Origin of the sequence: Lacticaseibacillus baoqingensis, assembly GCF_003946165.1 — a bacterium.
Taxonomy (GTDB): Bacteria; Bacillota; Bacilli; order Lactobacillales; family Lactobacillaceae; genus Lacticaseibacillus; species Lacticaseibacillus baoqingensis.
Window position 1 is genome coordinate 18,576 of record NZ_RHOI01000001.1, and the last position, 18,676, is coordinate 37,251.

An 18,676-nucleotide genomic window follows, 5' to 3' on the forward strand; every position below is an offset into this window, starting at 1 on the left:
GCCTGCCTGAATCAGTAAGGCCGGCCGGCACCGTCGTTAACCGGTCTTAAGTGGAGGCATGGCCTCAATTTAGGTGGTACCGCGAGTTGACTCGTCCTAATTTTTTTAGGGCGAGTTTTTTTGTTCCGAATAAGATGGAGGTTCATTATGACAGAAGAATTAGCACCAAAATTCGACCCTCAAGCCGTCGAAGCTGGCCGCTATGAGAAGTGGCTGGAACAAGGCGTTTTCAAGCCTTCTGGCGACAAAAAAGCCAAGCCTTACAGTATCGTTATCCCGCCGCCAAACGTCACCGGCAAACTACATCTCGGCCATGCTTGGGACACCACCTTGCAAGATATGCTCATTCGCCAAAAGCGGATGCAAGGCTTTGATACCTTATGGCTGCCAGGGATGGACCATGCCGGCATCGCCACGCAAGCAAAAGTGGAAGCCAAGCTGCGCAAAGAAGGCATCACCCGTTATGACTTAGGCCGCGACAAGTTCGTGGAAAAAGTCTGGGAATGGAAAGATGAATTTGCGGCCACCATCAAGACCCAATGGGGCAAGATGGGCTTGAGTTTGGATTATTCCCGCGAACGCTTCACCTTGGATGCCGGCTTGTCTAAAGCCGTGCGCAAAGTCTTCGTTGATCTGTATAACAAAGGCTTGATCTATCGCGGCGAATACATCGTCAACTGGGATCCGCAAGCGCGCACTGCTTTGTCTGATATCGAAGTGATCCATGAAGATGATAAAGGCGCTTTTTATCATTTGATCTATAAGTATGCCGATGGCACTCCTGGCGGCATCGAGATCGCTACGACTCGGCCGGAAACCATGTTTGGCGATACCGCCGTGGCGGTCAACGCCCATGACGCGCGTTATCAAGACGTGATCGGCAAAACGGTCATTGTACCAGGCGTTGGCCGTGAAATTCCGATCATCGCCGATGAACACGCCGATCCTGAGTTTGGGACCGGGGCCGTGAAGATCACGCCTGCGCATGACCCAAATGATTTCCAAGTCGGCAACCGGCATGATTTGCCGCGCATCAATTGTATGAATGATGATGGCACCATGAACGAAAATGCCGGCAAGTACCAAGGTCAAGATCGCTTTGAATGCCGCGACAACTTGGTCAAAGACTTGCAAGCCAGTGGCGATCTGATCAAGATCGACCCGATCGTCCACAGTGTCGGCCATTCCGAACGCACCGGCGTGCAAGTCGAAGCGCGGCTTTCCACCCAGTGGTTTGTGAAGATGAAGCCATTGGCTGAAGCATCGATCAAGAATCAAGCCACCGACAATAAAGTCAATTTCGTGCCGGAACGCTTCGAACACACCTTCTTGAACTGGATGAACAACATTCATGACTGGGTTATTTCCCGTCAGCTGTGGTGGGGGCATCGGATCCCAGCTTGGTATAACAAGACTACCGGCGAAATGTATGTCGGCATGGAAGCGCCAAAAGACGCTGACAACTGGGAACAAGATCCTGATGTCTTAGATACTTGGTTCAGCTCCGCCTTGTGGCCATTTTCCACGATGGGCTGGCCTGATACCGATGCGGCTGACTACCAGCGTTATTATCCGACTGACACCTTGGTCACCGGCTATGACATCATTCCCTTTTGGGTCGCACGGATGATCTTCCAAGGCCTGGAATTCACCGGCCAGCGGCCATTTAAGAACACCTTGATCCACGGATTGATCCGCGACGAACAAGGCCGCAAGATGTCCAAGTCCTTAGGCAATGGGATCGATCCGATGGATGTCATTGACAAGTATGGGGCGGATGCGTTGCGGTGGTTCTTGGTCAACGGCTCAACGCCTGGCCAAGATACCCGCTTTTCTTGGAAGGCGATCGGTGCTTCTTGGAACTTCATCAACAAGATCTGGAACATGTCGCGGTTTGTCTTGATGAATCTTGAAGATACTAAAGCCGATGCCCAACCGGACCCAAGCACTTTTGATTTGTCCGATCAGTGGATCTTTGCCCGCTTGAATCAAACCATTGCCAGTGTTACGGCGAAATTTGATAAGTTCGAATTTGGCGAAGCGGAACGGGATCTGTATAACTTCATCTGGAACGAACTGGCAGATTGGTACATCGAAATGTCCAAGGAAGTGTTATACGGCGAAGACGAAACTGCCAAGGCGGCCAAGCGCGTCAACTTGCGCTATGTCTTAGACCAAGTGCTGCGCTTGCTGCACCCGATCATGCCGTTTGTCACCGAAAAAATCTGGCTGACGATGCCGCACATTGGCGAATCTATCGTCACGGCCAGCTATCCAGTGACCAACACCGCGTATGAAAATGACGACGCGATCGGCCAAATGGAAGCGATCATCGACTTGATCCGTGCTGTGCGCGGGATCCGCACGGATGTCAACGCCCCATTATCCAGCCCGATCGACGTGCAGATCAAGCTGCAAGATGCCAGCTTGGAACCGATCTTCAAGGCCAACTTTGATTTCATTGACCGCTTTGTCCACTCCAAAGGGTATGAAGTCGGCACCGATTTGGATACCCCAGCCTTAGCTGCTTCGGCAGTGATCAATGGGGCGACGATCTATGTGCCATTAGCGGAATTGATCGACTTAGACGAAGAAATCGCTAAGCTGACCAAAGACGCCAAGAAGCTGGAACAAGAGATCACCCGCTTCAACAAGAAACTCGGGAATGCCGGCTTTTTAGCCAAGGCGCCAGCGGCTGTTGTTGACGAGCAAAAGCAAAAGTTAGCCGACGCGCAAGCCAAGCTTGACGCCACTAACGCTCGGATCCAAGAATTACAAGCGGCAAAATAGCCCCCAAAGCACGGCTGCGCAACACTGGCAGCCGTGTTTTTTTGTGATTTTCAGCGCGTTTTGGAATCTGAAATTGGTGTGCATCTGGCTACCACTTTTCCGGCACTTGATGCTAAGCTATTGGTGGGGCGCAGAAATGTGTTGAAAATGCTTGCATTTAGTAAGTGATCCGCTATAATGAATATGTTGATACTTATAAAAAGTAAGTTACGGAGGCAAGAGTTATGACGAAGATCAATGCAGCAGACGCCATGTTGAAAGTCATCGAAAGCTGGGGGGTCAAAAACATCTATGGTTTGCCCGGCGGGTCGTTTGATTCGACGATGAACGCGATTTATAACCGGCGGGAGACCTTGAATTATGTGCAGGTGCGCCATGAAGAAGTTGGGGCGTTAGCCGCTGTTGGGGAAGCCAAAGTTACCGGCAAGATCGGCGTGACCTTTGGCTCTGCCGGCCCTGGTGCGGTGCATTTGCTCAATGGGCTGTATGATGCGCAATATGATCATGTGCCTGTCCTGGCTTTAGTCGGGCAAGTGCCGACGGCTGCGATGAACACCGCGTTTTTCCAAGAGATGAATGAAAACCCGATGTTTGCTGATGTCTCCGTGTATAACCGCACCGCCATGACGGCTCAGCAGCTGCCGGCAGTCGTGGATGAAGCGATCCGCCAAGCTTATGAGCACAAAGGCGTCGCGGTGATCACGATCCCTAAAGACTTAGGCTGGCAGGAAATCGACGACAATTACGTTTCCAGCGCGTCGCTGTATCAAGCGCCGATCATGCCAGAGCCTGATCTCAAGCGCGTAGATGCCGCCTTAGACATCTTAAAAGCCGCTAAGCGGCCGATCATGTATGTGGGCCAAGGCGCACGCGGCGCCAGTGATGACTTGATCGCCTTATCTGAAAAGCTGCATATCCCGATCGTTGTCACCGCTTTGGCGAAAGGGATCGTGCCAGATTCTTACAAGGCCAACATGGGCTCTGCCGGGCGGGTCTCGTCTAAGCCTGGCGTTGAAACGGCGCGCAGTGCCGATGCCGTCTTGTTCTTAGGGTCTGATTTCCCATTCCAGCCGTACTTCATCGCCCCAGATGCCAAGTACATTCAAGTCGACATCGACTCCAGCAAGCTTGGCCGCCGCCATCATGTCGACGTGGCGATTTTAGCCGATGCCAAAAAGACCATTCAAGCCTTGTTAGATCGTTCTGAAGCATTGCCGGAAACCCCATGGTATCGGGCAGCCTTAGCCAACAAGCAAAATTGGACCGACTGGATCGCCAGCTTTGCCGAAGACGACAGCACGCCGTTGCGGGTCGAACCCGTCTTTAAGGCGATCAATGACATGGCCACCGATGATGCGATCTTCCAAGTCGATGTGGGTAACGTGACGATCAATGGGATGCGCTATTTGTTGGCCGACCAACAGCAGCGCTTCACTACCAGCGGCTGGTATGCCACGATGGGTTATGCCTTGCCGGCTGCGATCGGGGCCAAGAGCGAATATCCTGATCGCCAAGTGTGGTCGATTTCCGGGGATGGCGGCTTTGCCATGGTCATGCAAGACATTTTGACCCAAGTGAAGTACCATTTGCCGATCATCAACGTGGTGTTGACCAATGAAAGCTTAGGCTTTATCGAAGCGGAACAAGACGACACCCACCAGCCGCACTCTGGGGTCGACTTGATCGATGCCGATTACGGGGATGCCGCGACTGCCTTAGGTGCTCAAGGCTTTGAAGTGCATAATTTGGCCGAGTTGAAGCAAGCCTTTGCCGCTGCCAAAAACGCGACCGGTCCAGTGGTGATCGATGTTAAGATCAGCGACTTGCGGCCGATCCCAGTCGAACAGCTGGTCTTGGATAAAAAGACGCAAGATCCTGAAGCCGTCGATGCCTTCGTCGAAAAGTACAGTGCCCAAAGCTTGATCCCGCTGCGGCAGCTGCTTGAAGACGCGCAGCAACAATAATTTAGATAATTGCCGGTCCTTTCAAGGGCCGGCTTTTTTGATAGAATAAGAAAAACGATAGGAGGGGTGTCGATGCCACAAAAACCTTTAGCAGCATACACCGTTGATATTCCCAAAGTGGCGGCGCTGCTAGCAGATCAGCCGCAAATGCAGGCATTTTTTAACGCGCTGACCCCAGGCTACCAGCGAGAATGGGCCCGCTTCATCTTTGGCGTTGCCAGCGACGCGACGAAGCAAGCGCATCTCGCTAAAATGCTGACCGTGTTTGAAGCAGGTTATAAGTCAAAGCGCGCGTATGATTCGCGCAAGCAATAAAAACCGGACCAGCGCGGATTGCGCCGGTCCGGTTTTTATTGCCGCTTTTGCAATTCGGCGATCAAAGCGTCTTCATCAGCAAAAATCGCCCCATTGAGCTTGATCAAGCCGACGGTGTACAAATTAAGGTAATGGAACTGATTTTCCGCGATGGTTTGGAGCGCCTCAAGCTTTTTGGGGTTGGCAGCACCCAGGCGGCGCGAGTCGGTATATAAGCCTAAGATGGGGATGTTTTTGGCATAAGCGACGCCGATTTCGCTGGCGACACCGGCATCGATCACCGGCCCATCAAGGACCGCCAGCATCAAGTCAGCGCGTAAGACTTCCTGCGTGTCCGCTTGAGCGATCATTTTGGCGTCTGCATAGGCCTGCTTGTCGTTGATCGCGGCGTTTTCTTGCGGGAGATAAATATCCAAGCTGGGCAGCGCTTGGCGCAAGCGCGCGACTAAGCGGGCATTGAAATCAAAATCGGCGCGGGAGAATAAGGCATTGGCAAAATAAACGTGCATGAATAATCCTCCTAAGGGTTTACCGTCATGATAGCATAATTTGGCTGTTTAGCAGTGAGCATGTTTGGTAAACTAGCACTAGTAAGAGGAGGGGATTACATGTTAGAGGTGCATGACCTCACGAAGACATTCGGGTCAATGACTGCGGTGTCACATGAGAGTTTCACCATTCAGCCTGGGGAGATCATGGGGCTGATCGGGCAAAATGGGGCGGGGAAAACCACGACGTTTCGGATGCTGTTGAATTTTTTGACCCCAGATTCCGGGACCATCATGTGGAATGGGCAGCCGCTGACGGCCAAGGCCTACGACCAAATTGGGTATTTGCCAGAAGAGCGCGGCTTGTATCCGAAGATGCGGGTCGAGGAGCAAATCGTGTATTTTGCGCGCTTACGCGGGATGAAAACTGCGGCGGTTAAAGCGCAGATCCCAGCATGGTTGGATCGGTTTCAAGTCAAAGGCAAGCGCACAGATAAGATCAAGGATCTCAGCAAAGGCAACCAGCAAAAAGTGCAGCTGATCGCGACTTTGATCCATATGCCGAAACTGGTGATCTTAGACGAGCCGTTTTCCGGGTTGGATCCAGTCAATGCCAGTTTGTTGCAGGCGGGCATCGAAATGCTGCGCGATCACGGCGCGGCGATCATTTATTCCAGCCATGATATGGGGAATGTTGAAGCGATCTCGGATCATTTGGTGATGCTGCGCAATGGCGAAGTGGTGCTTAACGGTACCGTAGACGCCATTCGCCAAAGTTTTGGCCGCACGAAGCTGTTTTTGGAATCACCATTGACCAAACAACAGCTGCAAGCCACCCCAGGGGTGGTGCAAGTCGTTGCTCATGGCAGCGGGTTTGAGTTGACCTTAAGTGATCCGGCGGTCGGCAAAACGTTGTTTGCCCAGGCGACGGCCAATGGCTATATTCCAGAATTTCGCCAGGCGCCGCCGACTTTAGATGAGATCTTCCGGATGAAAGCAGGTGCCGCACATGCCTAAGTTTTGGGTGGTATTTTCGCAAGTTTATAAGAAAAATCTGCACAGCGGGTCCTGGTTATTCCTAGTGTTATCGCCGCTGGTGTTTGCAGCGCTGGCCGGGTTAATGGGTTATTTTATCGCCCAAAATGTGCAGCCGGCCCAAGTCGCCGTCGTCAGCTCAACGCCGGCATTGCGTCAAGCCATCGTCAAGACCAGTGATGATCAGGTGCATTTTCGCGGCTATGCCAGCGCCGCCAAAGCCAATACCGCATTGAATCATGAAACCTTGGATGGGATCTTGACGGTGACCACGACCCCGGCGATCGGTGCGCATTATGTCGAGCGCAGCAATGCTGACCAATCAGTGGATACGACCACGCTAACGGCGACGTTGTCCCGGTTGAAATTGCAACAAACCGCCGCCCAGCTGCATTTGACTGCCGGACAATTGGCAGCGCTGCTGAGTCCTGCTAAAGTGACCACGAAAACTGTCGCGATCGAAAACGGCAAGCAAGTGGCCAAAAACGACACCGCTGCGGCAGTCAATCGCGGGTTTGCGATGGTCTTGACGGTTTTCATCATGATCATCACCATGGTCTATGGGTCGATCTTAGCCCAAGAGATCGCCACGGAAAAAGGCTCGCGGATCATGGAGATCTTGTTGTCATCCGTCAGTGCGACCACCCAATTTTTCGGGAAACTCGCCGGGATCTTGGCGTTATTGGTCACGCAAATCGTGGTCTATGTCGTCGCCGGCGGCTTGGCGTGGTTTTTCCTGCGCGAGCGTGATTTTGTCAAAGGCTTATTGGCGCAAGTTGACTTGAGCGTCTTAGCGTCGCCGATCACGCTGATCGCCGTCTTATTCTTCGTGATCGGGGTGATGACTTATGCGGTGTTGGCGGCGTTGACTGGGTCTTTGGTGTCCAACCAAGAGCAAGTGCAAACGGCGGTGATGCCCATTTCCATGTTAGGCTTGGCCGGCTATTTTCTGGCCATGATCGCCCAAAGCGGCGATTCCTTACTGGTCCAAGTGGCCAGTTATGTGCCGTTTTTAAACATCACGGTAATGCCGGTGCAGCTGGCGTTAGATCATGTGGGCTATGGCGCGGCTTGGACGTCGTTGGTGATTGCTGGCGTATTTTTGATCGGCTTTACCTGGGTCGTCGTCGGGGTCTATCGCAGCAACGTCTTAGTGTATTCTGATGCCGGCTTCATCAAGCGCTTGCGCACCAGCTTGAGCATTTGGCAAGCAGAGCGGCATCCGCGGGCTTAACCATCCCAATGAAAAACGCCTTGGCGCCGCGATTCGTTCGCGGTTTCAAGGCGTTTTTGTTGCTGACGGGACATTTAAAGCACGCAACTAGCCGCAGCAGTTTGCATCACGTTTTGGCTGGCTGCAGTTCGCTGATCACGCCCAGCAAGGCTTCTGCTGCATCGTGATAATCTTGCAACTGCCCGGCAAATTCGGCGTTAAAGCCGGCTAAGCCGCCGGCGACAAAGGCGTATTCGTATTGATATACCGCTTCATAAGCGGTGGTGAAGCGGATCAGGTGATCATGGTCGTTGGCCAGTTGCAAGGCCAGCTGGATCACGCGCATATCCGTATAGGCCAGTTCGAATTGGATCGCCCAAGCGCGCATAAACTCGTGTTGCGCTTGAATATGCAAAAAATGATGATCCGTGGTCCAAGCTAAGCGTTTTAAGGAATCTTTGACATCAAGCATCATCGCCACCCCCTCCTTAGCTCAAGGATACCGCTAACAAGAGCGGATCTGGTTAGGTAAGCGGGTATTGCATTGGGGTATGCAAAAGCGGCATACCTAAAGGCATGCCGCTTTTGATGGTTTAATGGCGCTTGTTCCGCCGCAAGATCAAGTTGAGCAAAAAGCCAATGATGATCAGCACTGCCAACCCGTCGATCACCAGCCACAACCAGTGTTTCCAGTTGATGAAGTGAGCGACTTTGGTGTGCTTGACGGTATTTTTGGTGACGGTGAAATGCCGGTCGAAGGACCACTGGCCGTTGTCGGCTTTGATCTTCAGCTGCAAGCGGTATTTCCCAGCGGCTAAGGCCCGATTGGCTTTGGTGGCCAAGTGATAGTCAAAGCGATTCGAGGGGGCAAAATTCAAGCCCGCTTGTTCAGTGGCGGCGACCACTTTGCCGTGTTCATCCGTCACTTTAGCAGTGAGATGCACCGTACCGATGATCACCGGCTGGGTGTTGGCTAAGGTGATCGCCACATGCGGCAGGTGATTTTGACTGGCATATTTGGCGCCATGGTAAGTCAAGTGCGGGGTGATCTTGGCATGGTTTTCCGTCAACGAAACGCCGATCACATAATTGGCCAAGTTGGCAAAGCCGCCTTGTTTTTGCGCGGCTTGCGCGGCGGTCAGCGAGCGGACGGAAAATGCGCCTAAGACTAACCCGTTAAATGGCGTCTGCGGGGTAGTCACCGTGAAGGCGACGGTTTGCGTGTGACCCGCCGGGATCGTGACAGTCGCCTTGGTGCGCTCTGGCAGCAGATCACTAAACGCGACGTGCTTGGGGGCGGTTTTGGCAGCGCCTTGATTGTAAGTGATGATCCCGTTGGAGTTGGTGACCGCATTGGCGGCTTGCACCATGAACGTCTGCGGGGTCTTGGCACTGTTGGTGACAGCAACCGACAAGGTGCGCGTGGTGTTGGGCTTGAGCGTTAAGTCAAAATGCGATTGACCGCTGGCTTGTCGCTTGGCAGCACCGCTTGGGCCGAAAAATTATTCACCGTGGCGGCATGCGCCGGCTGCGGCGCCATGGCCACCCACATTCCGGCCAGCAAGGGGATCAGGCGCAATAAAAAGCGTGACAAATGTGACATCGCGGTTCCTTTCGTCAAAAAATAGCAACTAGGGCTAATCGCAAAAGCGTCCTGAGGCTGCGCGCAGTGCGCATCGCAGCCCCAGGACGTTTGTTGGACCAGCCGATCAGTTAGCGGCTGAAGTCGTTTGCGTATCGCTTAAGTACCAGTTCACATCAGCAGAGTAGGTTTTGGGCATGTTGATGCCGGACAGGTTCAAGCCTAAATTGTTGAACTTGAGATCCCAAACACCGATCCCAGCGCCTTTGGCTGCAGTCAACAGCGGGGCTTCAGCCGCATCACCGGCTTCGACTTGCGTGGTGTTGGTAGTGGCTGGGGCAGCGCCCACTTGGGTGCCGGCAGCGGCAAAGGTCGCCGAGTTGCCGCTCCAGCTCATCATGCCAGTACTGCCAGCATCAAAAGCACCCAGGTTCATGCTGAGATTCCAGCCGGCACCGGAATCACGCGTGTCGCTGACTTCAGCAACAGAATCAGCCGTCCCGGCGATCTTATTGCCGGCTAAGGCTGAAAGGGTGGTCGAATCAAAAGTGAAGTTTGGTGCCTTGGTCAAGGTCAACGCGCCATCTTTATTAGTGGTAATGTCGATAGTCGCCTTGGTGGTTTGCGTCGGTGTCGTTTCTGCAGCGGCAACTGGCGTGGTGGCCACTAATGCCAATGCCCCAGCGATCGTGACTAAGCCAGTTAAAGCAAATGTATATTTCATGGGTATTTTCCTTTCACGTGTTGAATTGCACACAAACAAATTGAGCTCTCCGTGTCTCCATGATTAGTTTAACACGTAAATCAGTAAGTACAAACTTTTTGATAAAAATACTCATAAAAAATCGCTTCCACTGAGAAACTTGCCATTACCACCGGCGGCCGTACCTGCTCTGCCAACAATAATTATTATGCTTTACGCGTGAACTTCACCACTGCTTCACAGCGGGCAGTTTGCGGGAACATGTCGATGGATTGGATATAATCGACTTGCCAATCGCGGCTTAACGCCACTAAGTCGCGGGCTAACGTCGACGGGTTGCAGGAAATATACACAAAACGCTTCGGCTTGGCTTTCAGCAAAGCGGCAATGAAGCTGGGGTCCAATCCGGCCCGCGGCGGGTCAACGATCACCGCATCCGGATGAAAGCCTGCTTGCAGCCACTGCGGAAAGACGGTTTCGGCTTTGCCGAGTTCATAATGCGCATTGGTGATGCCATTTAAAGCGGCATTGGCGTTGGCGTCGGCGACTGCTTCGGGGATGGTTTCCATGCCGCGCACAGTTTTGGCTTGATGGGCCAAGCTCAAGCCGATCGTGCCGACGCCAGCATACGCGTCGACCAGCGTGTCGTTTGGCTGCAAGTCCAAGGCTTCAAGCGCCACTTGGTAGAGTTTTTCGGTTTGTTCCGGGTTCAATTGTAAAAAGGCTTGCGGCGACAGCTGGAATTGTTTGCCCATGATGGTTTCAATCACATAAGGGGCACCAGCCAATAATTTGGTTTCCGGGCCCCAAACCATGCTGGTTTTGCCCGGATTGATGTTTTGCGCGATCGAAACCACTGCCGGCAAGGTTTCGGCGATCCCTGCCAGCAGCTGGGCGGTATGCGGCAGCTTTTTAGAATTCGTGACGAAAGTGACTTGCGCTTGGCCGCGGGTGGTTTCGCGCACCACTAAGGTCTTCACGATGCCGCTGTTGGCGGCTTCATCGTAAATCGGCACGGCTAAGTCTTCCAATAATTGGCATAGCTGGGTAATGATCTGCATGGTCAAAGGCCGCTGCGTGGCAAAAGTGGTCAACGGCACCAAGTCATGGGAATTAGGGGCATAAAGCCCGGCGCGCACATGCCCGTCGACCACCCGCACCGGAAATTGGGCTTTGTTGCGGTAATGCATGGGATGCGCCGCGCCAATGGTCGGACGCAGCTGATAATGCTGCCAGCCAGCCGGCTTGAATTTGGCCAAGGCTTGGCTGACCACATCGGATTTGAACCGCAATTGCGCGGGGTAGGCGAGATGGCCTAACTCGATGCCGCCGATTTTGCCCCATAACGGGTCGATTGGCGGGATGCGGTCAGGGGAGGCTTTTTTCACCCGGTGGCAGCGGGCTTCTAAATAGCGGTCGTGGATCTTAGTGACTTCTGCCACGACCACTTCACCAGGCAAGGCGCCGGTGACGAAGGTGATCTTGCGCTTGAAGTAGCCAATGCCGTTGCCATTGATGTCCAAGCGCTTAATGGTCAGCGGAAAACGCTGGCCCAAAGTGATTTCTTCCATACTAATCTCCTTAAATTGTCTATGGCTATCATACCTTGCCCAACAACCGCGCACAACGGCAGGTTATTTGCTATAATTAAGAGCACACAAGGGGGACCTTATTTTGAAGATCTATTACGCCAACAGTTTATCCAAGCGCATGCAAGCCACAGTATGGGTGAATGATCAAGTTTACACCATCCAAAATGCCAGTCACATCGACGTGCCGGTGCGGCGCGGCGATACCGTTTTGTATCGCGTCGGCAAGTTCGCCGCCAAGCGGCCGCTGCACTTCCAATCGCCAGACGCCCAATTCACCATTGAAACCAATAAGCGCCTGCAAAGTACTTACATGGCCGGTTTATTGGTGTTGATCATGGCCTTATGGTTTATGAAGCAAACCAGTTCATTATGGGTCACCATCTTGTTATTGGCCTGTGTGGCTGGTTATGAGCTCAGCAACTATTTTTATGGGTATACCGCCAAACCCGTACATTAACGGCGGCTAAATAAAAGCGGCTTTGCAAGGCGTCCCGGTCGGGTGCCTTGCAGAGTCGCTTTTATTGTTGGGCTTGTTTGAGGTTTTTAAGGTGGTGGCGGCGGGCTAATTCCGCATAGAGGCGGTAATAATCTTCTTCTGCCGCGGTGCTTTGCCACTGGATCACATCGGCGTGTTCAGGGCCGTAGTAATCTATGATCAAATTCGGGCTGGTCAGCGTGGTGATGATCACATCCGGATCGGCATCGTCTTGGGCCGTGGCCAGCTTGACGAAGCTGACGCCGTCTAAAAAGGCTAACAAATCGCGCAAGGTAAAGGTGCCAGGCTCCACCAACACAGCGATACACAGCTGGTGGTCCGCATCCAATTGCGGAAAGTCCGGTCGAATGATCCCGTAAAGCAAGCGCCGCATCAAGCCGACAAACGGCTTGAATACGACAGTGTCGCCTTCAAGCAAGTCAAAATATTGGGTGATCAGTTCTGGCAAATGCCCAAACGTACTGGCGGTGCGGTCTTCATCATAAAAATCCAGCCGCTTGCTAAAATCGCCGCTAAACAGCCAAAAGCTATAGGTCATCCGGTATAAGTTGGCCCGCAACAAGTCATGGGCAGGCAGGCGCTCGTCGCTGGCAGCAGGCGGCGTTTGGGTCACTAAGTAGGCGATCAAGCCATCGGCAAAGTGCGCCACGGCATCATTGCGATGTTGAAAATGATCCAGCAGCCATTGGTCGGTACGCGTCAAATGGCCTTGCAGCGAGAGAAAATGGATCCGGCAAAAATAAAAGAAAGCCGATTCCATTTGGGCATCTGCCGGCGGCGTCGGGGTCAGCACCAGCGGCAGCGTCATCAAATCAGGCGCTTGTAAAATTGCCTGCAGTCGAGGGACTAGCGGCAGCGGATGGCCTTGCGTCAAGCGAATGCGCTGCACGCCTAAAGCCAATAGATCTTGTTTGGCTTCATGTTCGGGTTGATTGAACCAAGCATCAGGCGCCGCTTGGTGAAATTGGGTCGCCAACGCGACGGTTTCATGATAATGCGCATCCCCAAAAGGCCAGCCTACGCCGCGATAAGCCAAGACAAAGAAGTTGATCATGACCATGCGAATACGCAACTCACTGCCTTCTGGCGCCCAAGTCGAGGTATTCAACGCCACGCCTTTAGACTGCAAGTAAGTCTTGAAGCCCTCTACGCGCCGGCGTAAAGTGGAGATACTAAGATCGTTTTGTGCGCAAAACTGATGGACATCTGGATTTTCCGCTTTAAACGCGTAATCAAAGAAATTAAACGCCATACTGTCGCGGAGCAAATGAAAGCGATACTGATCGACCGTCACATCCACGCCCAGCTTTTGAAACGCCTCTTCATCCGCGATCGGCACCGTTGCGTCGGTCATCGCTTGCAAGTCTGCCATGATGTCTTGAAATTCATTGTAGGCCTGTGAGTAGCTTAACTGAGCTTCTTGGCTCAACCGGTTGACGGTAAAATCCGTGTTTTGTAGCGCCTTTAAGACGCGGTACACGCGATAATTGATCGTGGATCGCTTATCGAAAAAGTAAGCTTCAAACATCCTTAGTCTCCCTCACACTCTGTTAACAGATAGTATACCACACCTTAAATATTAAGAAGGTTTTCGATGATGCCCAAAATCACACAGATCACCACTCAAAAACGCCCTGGCCGCTACAATATTTTCTTGGATGGCCATTATGCCTTTCCCGTCAGTGAAAGCACCTTGATCAAGTTTCGTTTGGCCAAGGGGATGGCAATTGACGCCGAATTGGAACAACAGCTCAAAGCCGCAGAAGTTACGGCCAACGCCAATAGCCTGGCGTTAGATTACCTCAGCCACCAACCGCGCACGATCAAAGAAGTGCACCAAAAGCTGGCTGAAAATGAGCTGCCTGAACCGGCGATCCAAGCGACCATTGCTCGCTTGATCGACTTGCACTACCTCGACGATGCCCAATACGCGCGCGGGTATTTGCATGACAACTTGCACTTAGGCGATAAAGGCCCTAAGGTCATGACCACCAAGTTACGCCAAAAAGGCATCGATGCCAATACCATCCAAGACGCCTTGGCCACGATCGCTGATGCCGACTGGCAAGCAGCCGCCTTGCGCGTAGGGCAAAAAGCGGCGAAGCACTATGCCCGCTTGCCATTTCACACCACCCTCCAAAAAACGCGTTTGACCATGATCCAAAAAGGCTTCACCAGCGAGATGGCCAACGCGGTGATGGCCGAATTGGACTTGCAGCCGGATACCGATGGGGAAGCCGAGCGTTTACAAAAAGAAGCGGCCAAGCAGTGGCGGCTCAAACACCGCTATAGCGGCTATGATCGCCGCCAGCGCGTTAAACAAGCCTTATATCGCAAAGGCTTTCAACTAGACGCCATCGACAAGGCGCTGGCTGCATTAGAACAAGCAGCAGACTGATCATCGCCGCTTGAGGCGCAAATACGCCGGCAGCGGCCTTTAGAGTGTTATTATTGCTGGCAGGTCGGGTTTGGCGTTAAAGTGCTGGACCATTTTTCCAAGCGCCAGTGAGGTCAGGCGCCAGTGCATAAAACCGTGTTGGTTCAGGCACGGTTTTTTGTTATACTTATGGCGTACAGATCAATAGGAAGCTGGTTTAGTATGCGGATACCTAAAGAAGGCGATTCGTTCGCCATCCAAAGCTACAAGCATGACGGTAGCCTGCACCGCACGTGGCGAGACACGATGGTACTCAAGACCAGCGAAGATGCATTGATCGGTTGTAACGATCACACCTTAGTGACCGAAAGCGATGGCCGGCGGTGGTTGACCCGCGAGCCGGCGATCATATATTTTCACAAGCATTACTGGTTCAACGTGATCGCAATGATCAGAGAAGGCGGCGTGTCGTATTATTGCAACCTCGCGACCCCGTATACCATGGATCAAGAGGCGTTGAAGTATATCGACTATGATCTTGACGTCAAGGTGTTCCCAGACGGGGAAAAGCGCCTGTTAGACGTCGACGAATATGAGGCGCACCGGCGCAAGTGGCAGTATCCTCAAACCACTGACCGGATCTTAAAAGCCAATGTCAAAGTCTTAGTCGACTGGATCAATCATGGTAAAGGCCCATTTTCACAGGCTTATATCGACTTGTGGTACAACCGTTACTTGCAACTCTCCCACCGGGTGTAGACCCGCGCACAAAAAGCCAGGTGTTTGCCTGGCTTTTTGATTGGTTATAGAAAGGAAAACATGATGACAGAATTGATCGACCAACCAGAGCAAAGTTTCATCGGCCGTGTATACACCCCAGAAGACCTGGATCAGCAAGGCACGTTTGCCGCTTGTTGGGAAGAATTTGAACAAGCCGGGTACTTTGCGGCGTTAGATGCCCAAACCAGCCAGCCCAACCGCACCTATTTGCTGATCTTCAACCCTTATGGGGCTTTTCAGTATTGGATCGGCAGTGTTTTAGGCCCAAATGCCCAAGCACCAGCAGGCTTGGAAAAACTGCACTTGGCCAAAGGGCAAAGCGGGGTCGTGGCAGAAGAGGCTAACGCGGTACTGAGCATGCTGCCGGTGGCAACGACTTATATGAAGGGCCTGGAAAAACTCGAAAAAGCCGGTTTCCCATTGCCTAATCACATTGGGCAAACCGATCAGCCGTATTATTTAGAGCAATATCTGCTCGCTGACGAACAGGTGACCCAGGTGCGCCATATTTTATATATCAACTTGGAGCAGTTGACCGGCTATGATGAATTTGACTGAAAAAGCCTGCTAGCTCAGGGTAAAACGGTGGTTGCGTAAAAAAACGCAGCCACCTTTTTTTGCATTGTGAATTTCGTCACTGGTATGCGTAATATTTTTTTGCTCAGTATTACTCATGAATTGTGGTTTGCCGCATCTTAATCACCGGCTTGTCCTCACCTATACTGATACTTGTAAAAACCCTTAACTATGTACCAGCTATTATTTGTTCATTCATCCACAATGGGAGGTTGCAATATGAGCTATTTAGCCTTAGTCGGCTTTGCGATGATGATCATCATCACCGTGTTGCTGCTCAAGAAAAAAGTATCAACGATCTTTTGCTTTACGGTCATCCCGGTGGTCGCGGCCTTACTGGTCGGCGCCAACTTGGCGCAAATCGGGGGTTACGTTTCCAAAGGGATCCTGAAAACATACGAAATCGCCTTACTGATGTTATTCTCGCTACCATATTTCTCCATGCAAAGTGATACCGGGATGTTTGATTACATCGTGAAGTTCATCCTCAAGCGGGTCAAAGTGGCAGCACCGGTGTTGACCGCATTGACCGTGATCATCGCCTGTGTGTGTGAACTTGATGGTTCGGTTTTATCCGTTTATCTGATCACGATCCCGTTACTGTTACCGCTATATAAGAAGTTTCATGTGGATACGCGGATCATGCCGTTTCTGTGCTCCGTTTCGATCCTGTTGATGTGCAACACCCCATGGAACCCGCGGATCTTACGCTCTGCAAGTTTATTGACCCGCAACAATGCGGCTTCTTACTTATTCGTGAAGCTGCTGCCAATGCAAGGGATCTTGCTGGCGATCTTACTGGTTTACGCGATTTACTTAGGCATTCGTACCAAGAAGAATGCGGCTGAAGCCGGTGAAAAAGTCGATGTCAATGAATTGTTAGGCATGATCAAAGACACTGAGTTGTCGCGGCCAAAGCTGTTCGTACCAAACTTGATCTTAACGGTCATCATCATTATCACCTTGATGCTGTTCCAACAGATCCCGAACTACTTCGTCTTCGCCATTGGGTTGGTGATCGGGATGATGATGAACTACCCGAACTTGAAGCAACAAGACAAGTTAGCGCAAAAGTATTACGCCAAACTGTGGCCAGTCACACCAGCCGTCCTCTTATCTGGGGTCGTTGTTGGGGTCATGCAATATAGCGGCATGCTGGACGCGATGGTCAAGACGTTGATGGCCGTCATCCCAACTGCTGTGGGGCCATATGTCTACCTCATCATCGCACTGTTCTCCACACCATTGATGCTGTTGTTCACCAACGATACTTGGTACTATGCTTTGGTACCGATCGTGGCCGCCTTTTCTTCCAAGTATGGCGTGGCACCAGAAATCGTGGTGGCGACGTTGTTCATGAACTTTGGGGCCATGATTTCGCCAGTGGCACAGCCACAGATCTATGTGGCAACGGAACTTTCCGACGGGATGGACCTGTCGACGTATGTGAAGTATACGTTCCCGAAACTATGGGTCTTGAACGTGGTTTGGGTCGCCGGCGGCTTCTTGCTCGGCACCTTCCGTTGATTGTGAATTGAATGAAGCAAAAAAAATGAGCCGCAAACGGCTCATTTTTTTGTGTCTCAACGCAGCAGCGGCTTCATTTGGCTTTGATAAAGCCTTGGTAATCGTCGAGTAAAAAGGCTAAGTACAACACGACAAAGTCTTTCAGCTCCCGGGGGTTATACCCGGTGACGCTGTGGATGCGGTTGAGTTTGTTTTGAAAGGTGTTTTTATGAATAAACAATTCTGCTGCCCCGTGGATAATGCTGCCGTTGTTGTTGACGTAAGCGTTCAGTACTTGCTTGAATTCACCCAGCTCGGCTTGCGGGATCTTTTGTAAGACGGAATGCAAGAAATCACTGGCCCGATCTTGGGGGATCGCGGCTAAAACTAATTCGATATCCAAATCAGAGTACTTGCGGATCGCCGCTTTATTGGTGAATTGCTGCCATGAAGCGACTGCGGCGGCATCTTGATAACTGAGCCAGTAATCGTCGATGTTGGTTACTGTGCGGCCAATGCCGATCGTGAAGGGTTGTTCGAAGTTCTGCTGGACCTCAGCTTGAATGCCGCTGAGCAAGCGGCTGTCAGTGTGCGTTGGCCCATCTTCCAAGATCAAGCACAGCTGTGAGTTGGCGATGGCATAAAAGCTGTTAGGGTATTTGGCGAGGTATTTCGGCAACAGCTCAGCAAGCTCTGAAAAACTGGGGTGAGCATCAGTCGTGGGGATAAACCGCCCCACTAAGACACGGCGCGGACAATCTGCGTCGACTTCTAACACCGTCATTAAGTAGTTGATCAATGAATGGTCGTGTTCGCGGGTGATCAGCTGGCCCACCAAGGTGTCAAAGTTGTTTTGACGATTGTAGCGGGTCATTTGGCTCCAGTTTTCCCGGATCAGGATTTCAGTCATTTTTTTGATGATGTTGCCTAAAGGGGCGACGTCTTCAGGGGCACCGGTGATCCCGATCACGCCGACAACAGATTCATTGAACAAGATCGGCAGATTCGTCCCGCGCCGGGCGCCGTGGAATTCGTCGTCGCTGGTGATGACAACCGGTTGGCGCTGTTTGACCACTTTCAGCGCCCCATCATGGAAGGTGCCGACGCGCTTGGCATCTGTGCTGGCGATGATCGTGCCAGTCGTATCAAACAAGTTGATCTCATAGTGAATGATATCTTTTAGACTATCGACGATCGTATTGGCAATTTTAGGTTCAAGTTTCATTTTGCGCCCTCCTTTGTACGAGTTCAGTATAGCG

At 52.0% G+C, this 18,676-nt stretch carries 18 protein-coding genes and 1 other annotated feature (1 of these 19 running past the window's edge); of the genes, 10 read left to right on the plus strand and 8 right to left on the minus strand.

Features of this window, described 5'->3' with window-relative positions; translation table 11 throughout:
• Positions 1 to 102, plus strand: a binding site (T-box leader); it begins 97 nt to the left of the window's first position.
• Positions 103 to 144: 42 nt separating this feature from the next.
• The 3 genes from EKM91_RS00095 (at position 145) to EKM91_RS00105 (ending at position 5,069) form a co-directional block, all read left to right on the plus strand.
• A complete protein-coding gene (locus EKM91_RS00095) occupies positions 145 to 2,790 on the plus strand; it encodes a valine--tRNA ligase (RefSeq protein ID WP_125748211.1) in 2,646 nt (881 codons plus the stop codon).
• A 224-nt stretch (positions 2,791 to 3,014) separates the two neighbouring features.
• A complete protein-coding gene (gene spxB, locus EKM91_RS00100) occupies positions 3,015 to 4,754 on the plus strand; it encodes a pyruvate oxidase (protein WP_125747811.1) in 1,740 nt (579 codons plus the stop codon).
• 72 nt (positions 4,755 to 4,826) lie between these two features.
• Positions 4,827 to 5,069, plus strand: a complete 243-nt coding sequence (locus EKM91_RS00105; protein WP_125747814.1) for a YdeI/OmpD-associated family protein — start codon at positions 4,827 to 4,829, stop codon at positions 5,067 to 5,069.
• 35 nt (positions 5,070 to 5,104) lie between these two features.
• Here EKM91_RS00105 and EKM91_RS00110 read toward each other — a convergent pair whose 3' ends face one another.
• A complete protein-coding gene (locus EKM91_RS00110; protein ID WP_125747817.1) occupies positions 5,105 to 5,578 on the minus strand; it encodes a nucleoside 2-deoxyribosyltransferase in 474 nt (157 codons plus the stop codon).
• Between the two features lie 99 nt (positions 5,579 to 5,677).
• Here EKM91_RS00110 and EKM91_RS00115 point away from each other — a divergent pair, with 99 nt between their 5' ends.
• The gene (locus EKM91_RS00115; protein ID WP_125747820.1) at positions 5,678 to 6,574 is read left to right on the plus strand and encodes an ABC transporter ATP-binding protein; all 897 of its coding nucleotides are present in this window, start codon (positions 5,678 to 5,680) and stop codon (positions 6,572 to 6,574) included.
• Complete coding sequence (locus EKM91_RS00120; RefSeq protein WP_125747824.1) at positions 6,567 to 7,826, plus strand: ABC transporter permease; 1,260 nt, start codon at positions 6,567 to 6,569, stop codon at positions 7,824 to 7,826. Before EKM91_RS00115 ends, EKM91_RS00120 begins: the two co-directional genes overlap by 8 nt.
• 106 nt (positions 7,827 to 7,932) lie before the next feature.
• On the opposite strand, the gene EKM91_RS00125 is transcribed toward EKM91_RS00120, so the two are convergent.
• The 5 genes from EKM91_RS00125 to rlmD all read right to left on the minus strand — a co-directional run bounded on the left by EKM91_RS00125 (position 7,933) and on the right by rlmD (position 11,661).
• Complete coding sequence (locus tag EKM91_RS00125) at positions 7,933 to 8,277, minus strand: hypothetical protein (protein WP_125748215.1); 345 nt, start codon at positions 8,275 to 8,277, stop codon at positions 7,933 to 7,935.
• Positions 8,278 to 8,398: 121 nt separating this feature from the next.
• Positions 8,399 to 9,220: a DUF3324 domain-containing protein gene (locus EKM91_RS00130; protein WP_125747827.1), complete on the minus strand. Its 822-nt coding sequence runs from the start codon at positions 9,218 to 9,220 to the stop codon at positions 8,399 to 8,401.
• A 26-nt stretch (positions 9,221 to 9,246) separates the two neighbouring features.
• Positions 9,247 to 9,426, minus strand: a complete 180-nt coding sequence (locus EKM91_RS13745; RefSeq protein WP_164508398.1) for a hypothetical protein — start codon at positions 9,424 to 9,426, stop codon at positions 9,247 to 9,249.
• A gap of 88 nt (positions 9,427 to 9,514) precedes the next feature.
• A complete protein-coding gene (locus EKM91_RS00135) occupies positions 9,515 to 10,111 on the minus strand; it encodes a WxL domain-containing protein (protein WP_125747831.1) in 597 nt (198 codons plus the stop codon).
• Positions 10,112 to 10,296: 185 nt separating this feature from the next.
• Positions 10,297 to 11,661 (minus strand): 23S rRNA (uracil(1939)-C(5))-methyltransferase RlmD, encoded by a 1,365-nt coding sequence (gene rlmD, locus EKM91_RS00140; RefSeq protein WP_125747834.1) that lies wholly within the window; start codon positions 11,659 to 11,661, stop codon positions 10,297 to 10,299.
• 103 nt (positions 11,662 to 11,764) lie between these two features.
• Between rlmD and EKM91_RS00145 the strand changes: the two genes are divergently transcribed.
• Positions 11,765 to 12,139 carry a hypothetical protein gene (locus EKM91_RS00145; RefSeq protein WP_125747837.1) on the plus strand — a complete coding sequence of 125 codons (375 nt, stop codon included), beginning with the start codon at positions 11,765 to 11,767 and terminating at the stop codon, positions 12,137 to 12,139.
• 61 nt (positions 12,140 to 12,200) lie between these two features.
• Here EKM91_RS00145 and EKM91_RS00150 read toward each other — a convergent pair whose 3' ends face one another.
• Entirely contained in the window at positions 12,201 to 13,706 is a 1,506-nt protein-coding gene (locus EKM91_RS00150; protein ID WP_125747840.1) for a helix-turn-helix domain-containing protein, read from the minus strand.
• A gap of 69 nt (positions 13,707 to 13,775) precedes the next feature.
• Between EKM91_RS00150 and recX the strand changes: the two genes are divergently transcribed.
• The 4 genes from recX to EKM91_RS00170 all read left to right on the plus strand — a co-directional run bounded on the left by recX (position 13,776) and on the right by EKM91_RS00170 (position 17,438).
• On the plus strand, positions 13,776 to 14,576 hold the full coding sequence (gene recX, locus EKM91_RS00155) for a recombination regulator RecX (RefSeq protein WP_164508399.1): 801 nt from the start codon (positions 13,776 to 13,778) through the stop codon (positions 14,574 to 14,576).
• Between the two features lie 201 nt (positions 14,577 to 14,777).
• Positions 14,778 to 15,314, plus strand: a complete 537-nt coding sequence (gene ntdP / locus EKM91_RS00160) for a nucleoside tri-diphosphate phosphatase (protein WP_125747846.1) — start codon at positions 14,778 to 14,780, stop codon at positions 15,312 to 15,314.
• A gap of 60 nt (positions 15,315 to 15,374) precedes the next feature.
• Positions 15,375 to 15,893: a hypothetical protein gene (locus EKM91_RS00165; protein WP_125747849.1), complete on the plus strand. Its 519-nt coding sequence runs from the start codon at positions 15,375 to 15,377 to the stop codon at positions 15,891 to 15,893.
• Positions 15,894 to 16,130: 237 nt separating this feature from the next.
• Positions 16,131 to 17,438: an SLC13 family permease gene (locus EKM91_RS00170; protein WP_125747852.1), complete on the plus strand. Its 1,308-nt coding sequence runs from the start codon at positions 16,131 to 16,133 to the stop codon at positions 17,436 to 17,438.
• Between the two features lie 73 nt (positions 17,439 to 17,511).
• Here EKM91_RS00170 and EKM91_RS00175 read toward each other — a convergent pair whose 3' ends face one another.
• Positions 17,512 to 18,642, minus strand: a complete 1,131-nt coding sequence (locus tag EKM91_RS00175; protein WP_125747855.1) for a CdaR family transcriptional regulator — start codon at positions 18,640 to 18,642, stop codon at positions 17,512 to 17,514.
• Between the last annotated feature and the right edge of the window lie 34 nt (positions 18,643 to 18,676).

What these genes read in the sequence shown, in the direction of transcription:
- spxB (WP_125747811.1), top strand. Translation starts at nt 3,015, where the DNA reads ATGACGAAGATCAATGCAGCAGACGCCATGTTGAAAGTCATCGAAAGC.
- EKM91_RS00125 (WP_125748215.1), bottom strand. Translation starts at nt 8,277, where the DNA reads ATGCTTGATGTCAAAGATTCCTTAAAACGCTTAGCTTGGACCACGGAT.
- rlmD (WP_125747834.1), bottom strand. Translation starts at nt 11,661, where the DNA reads ATGGAAGAAATCACTTTGGGCCAGCGTTTTCCGCTGACCATTAAGCGC.
- EKM91_RS00175 (WP_125747855.1), bottom strand. Translation starts at nt 18,642, where the DNA reads ATGAAACTTGAACCTAAAATTGCCAATACGATCGTCGATAGTCTAAAA.
- EKM91_RS00165 (WP_125747849.1), top strand. Translation starts at nt 15,375, where the DNA reads ATGATGACAGAATTGATCGACCAACCAGAGCAAAGTTTCATCGGCCGT.
- EKM91_RS00150 (WP_125747840.1), bottom strand. Translation starts at nt 13,706, where the DNA reads ATGTTTGAAGCTTACTTTTTCGATAAGCGATCCACGATCAATTATCGC.
- EKM91_RS00170 (WP_125747852.1), top strand. Translation starts at nt 16,131, where the DNA reads ATGAGCTATTTAGCCTTAGTCGGCTTTGCGATGATGATCATCATCACC.
- ntdP (WP_125747846.1), top strand. Translation starts at nt 14,778, where the DNA reads ATGCGGATACCTAAAGAAGGCGATTCGTTCGCCATCCAAAGCTACAAG.
- EKM91_RS00135 (WP_125747831.1), bottom strand. Translation starts at nt 10,111, where the DNA reads ATGAAATATACATTTGCTTTAACTGGCTTAGTCACGATCGCTGGGGCA.
- EKM91_RS00115 (WP_125747820.1), top strand. Translation starts at nt 5,678, where the DNA reads ATGTTAGAGGTGCATGACCTCACGAAGACATTCGGGTCAATGACTGCG.
- EKM91_RS00120 (WP_125747824.1), top strand. Translation starts at nt 6,567, where the DNA reads ATGCCTAAGTTTTGGGTGGTATTTTCGCAAGTTTATAAGAAAAATCTG.
- recX (WP_164508399.1), top strand. Translation starts at nt 13,776, where the DNA reads ATGCCCAAAATCACACAGATCACCACTCAAAAACGCCCTGGCCGCTAC.
- EKM91_RS00110 (WP_125747817.1), bottom strand. Translation starts at nt 5,578, where the DNA reads ATGCACGTTTATTTTGCCAATGCCTTATTCTCCCGCGCCGATTTTGAT.
- EKM91_RS00105 (WP_125747814.1), top strand. Translation starts at nt 4,827, where the DNA reads ATGCCACAAAAACCTTTAGCAGCATACACCGTTGATATTCCCAAAGTG.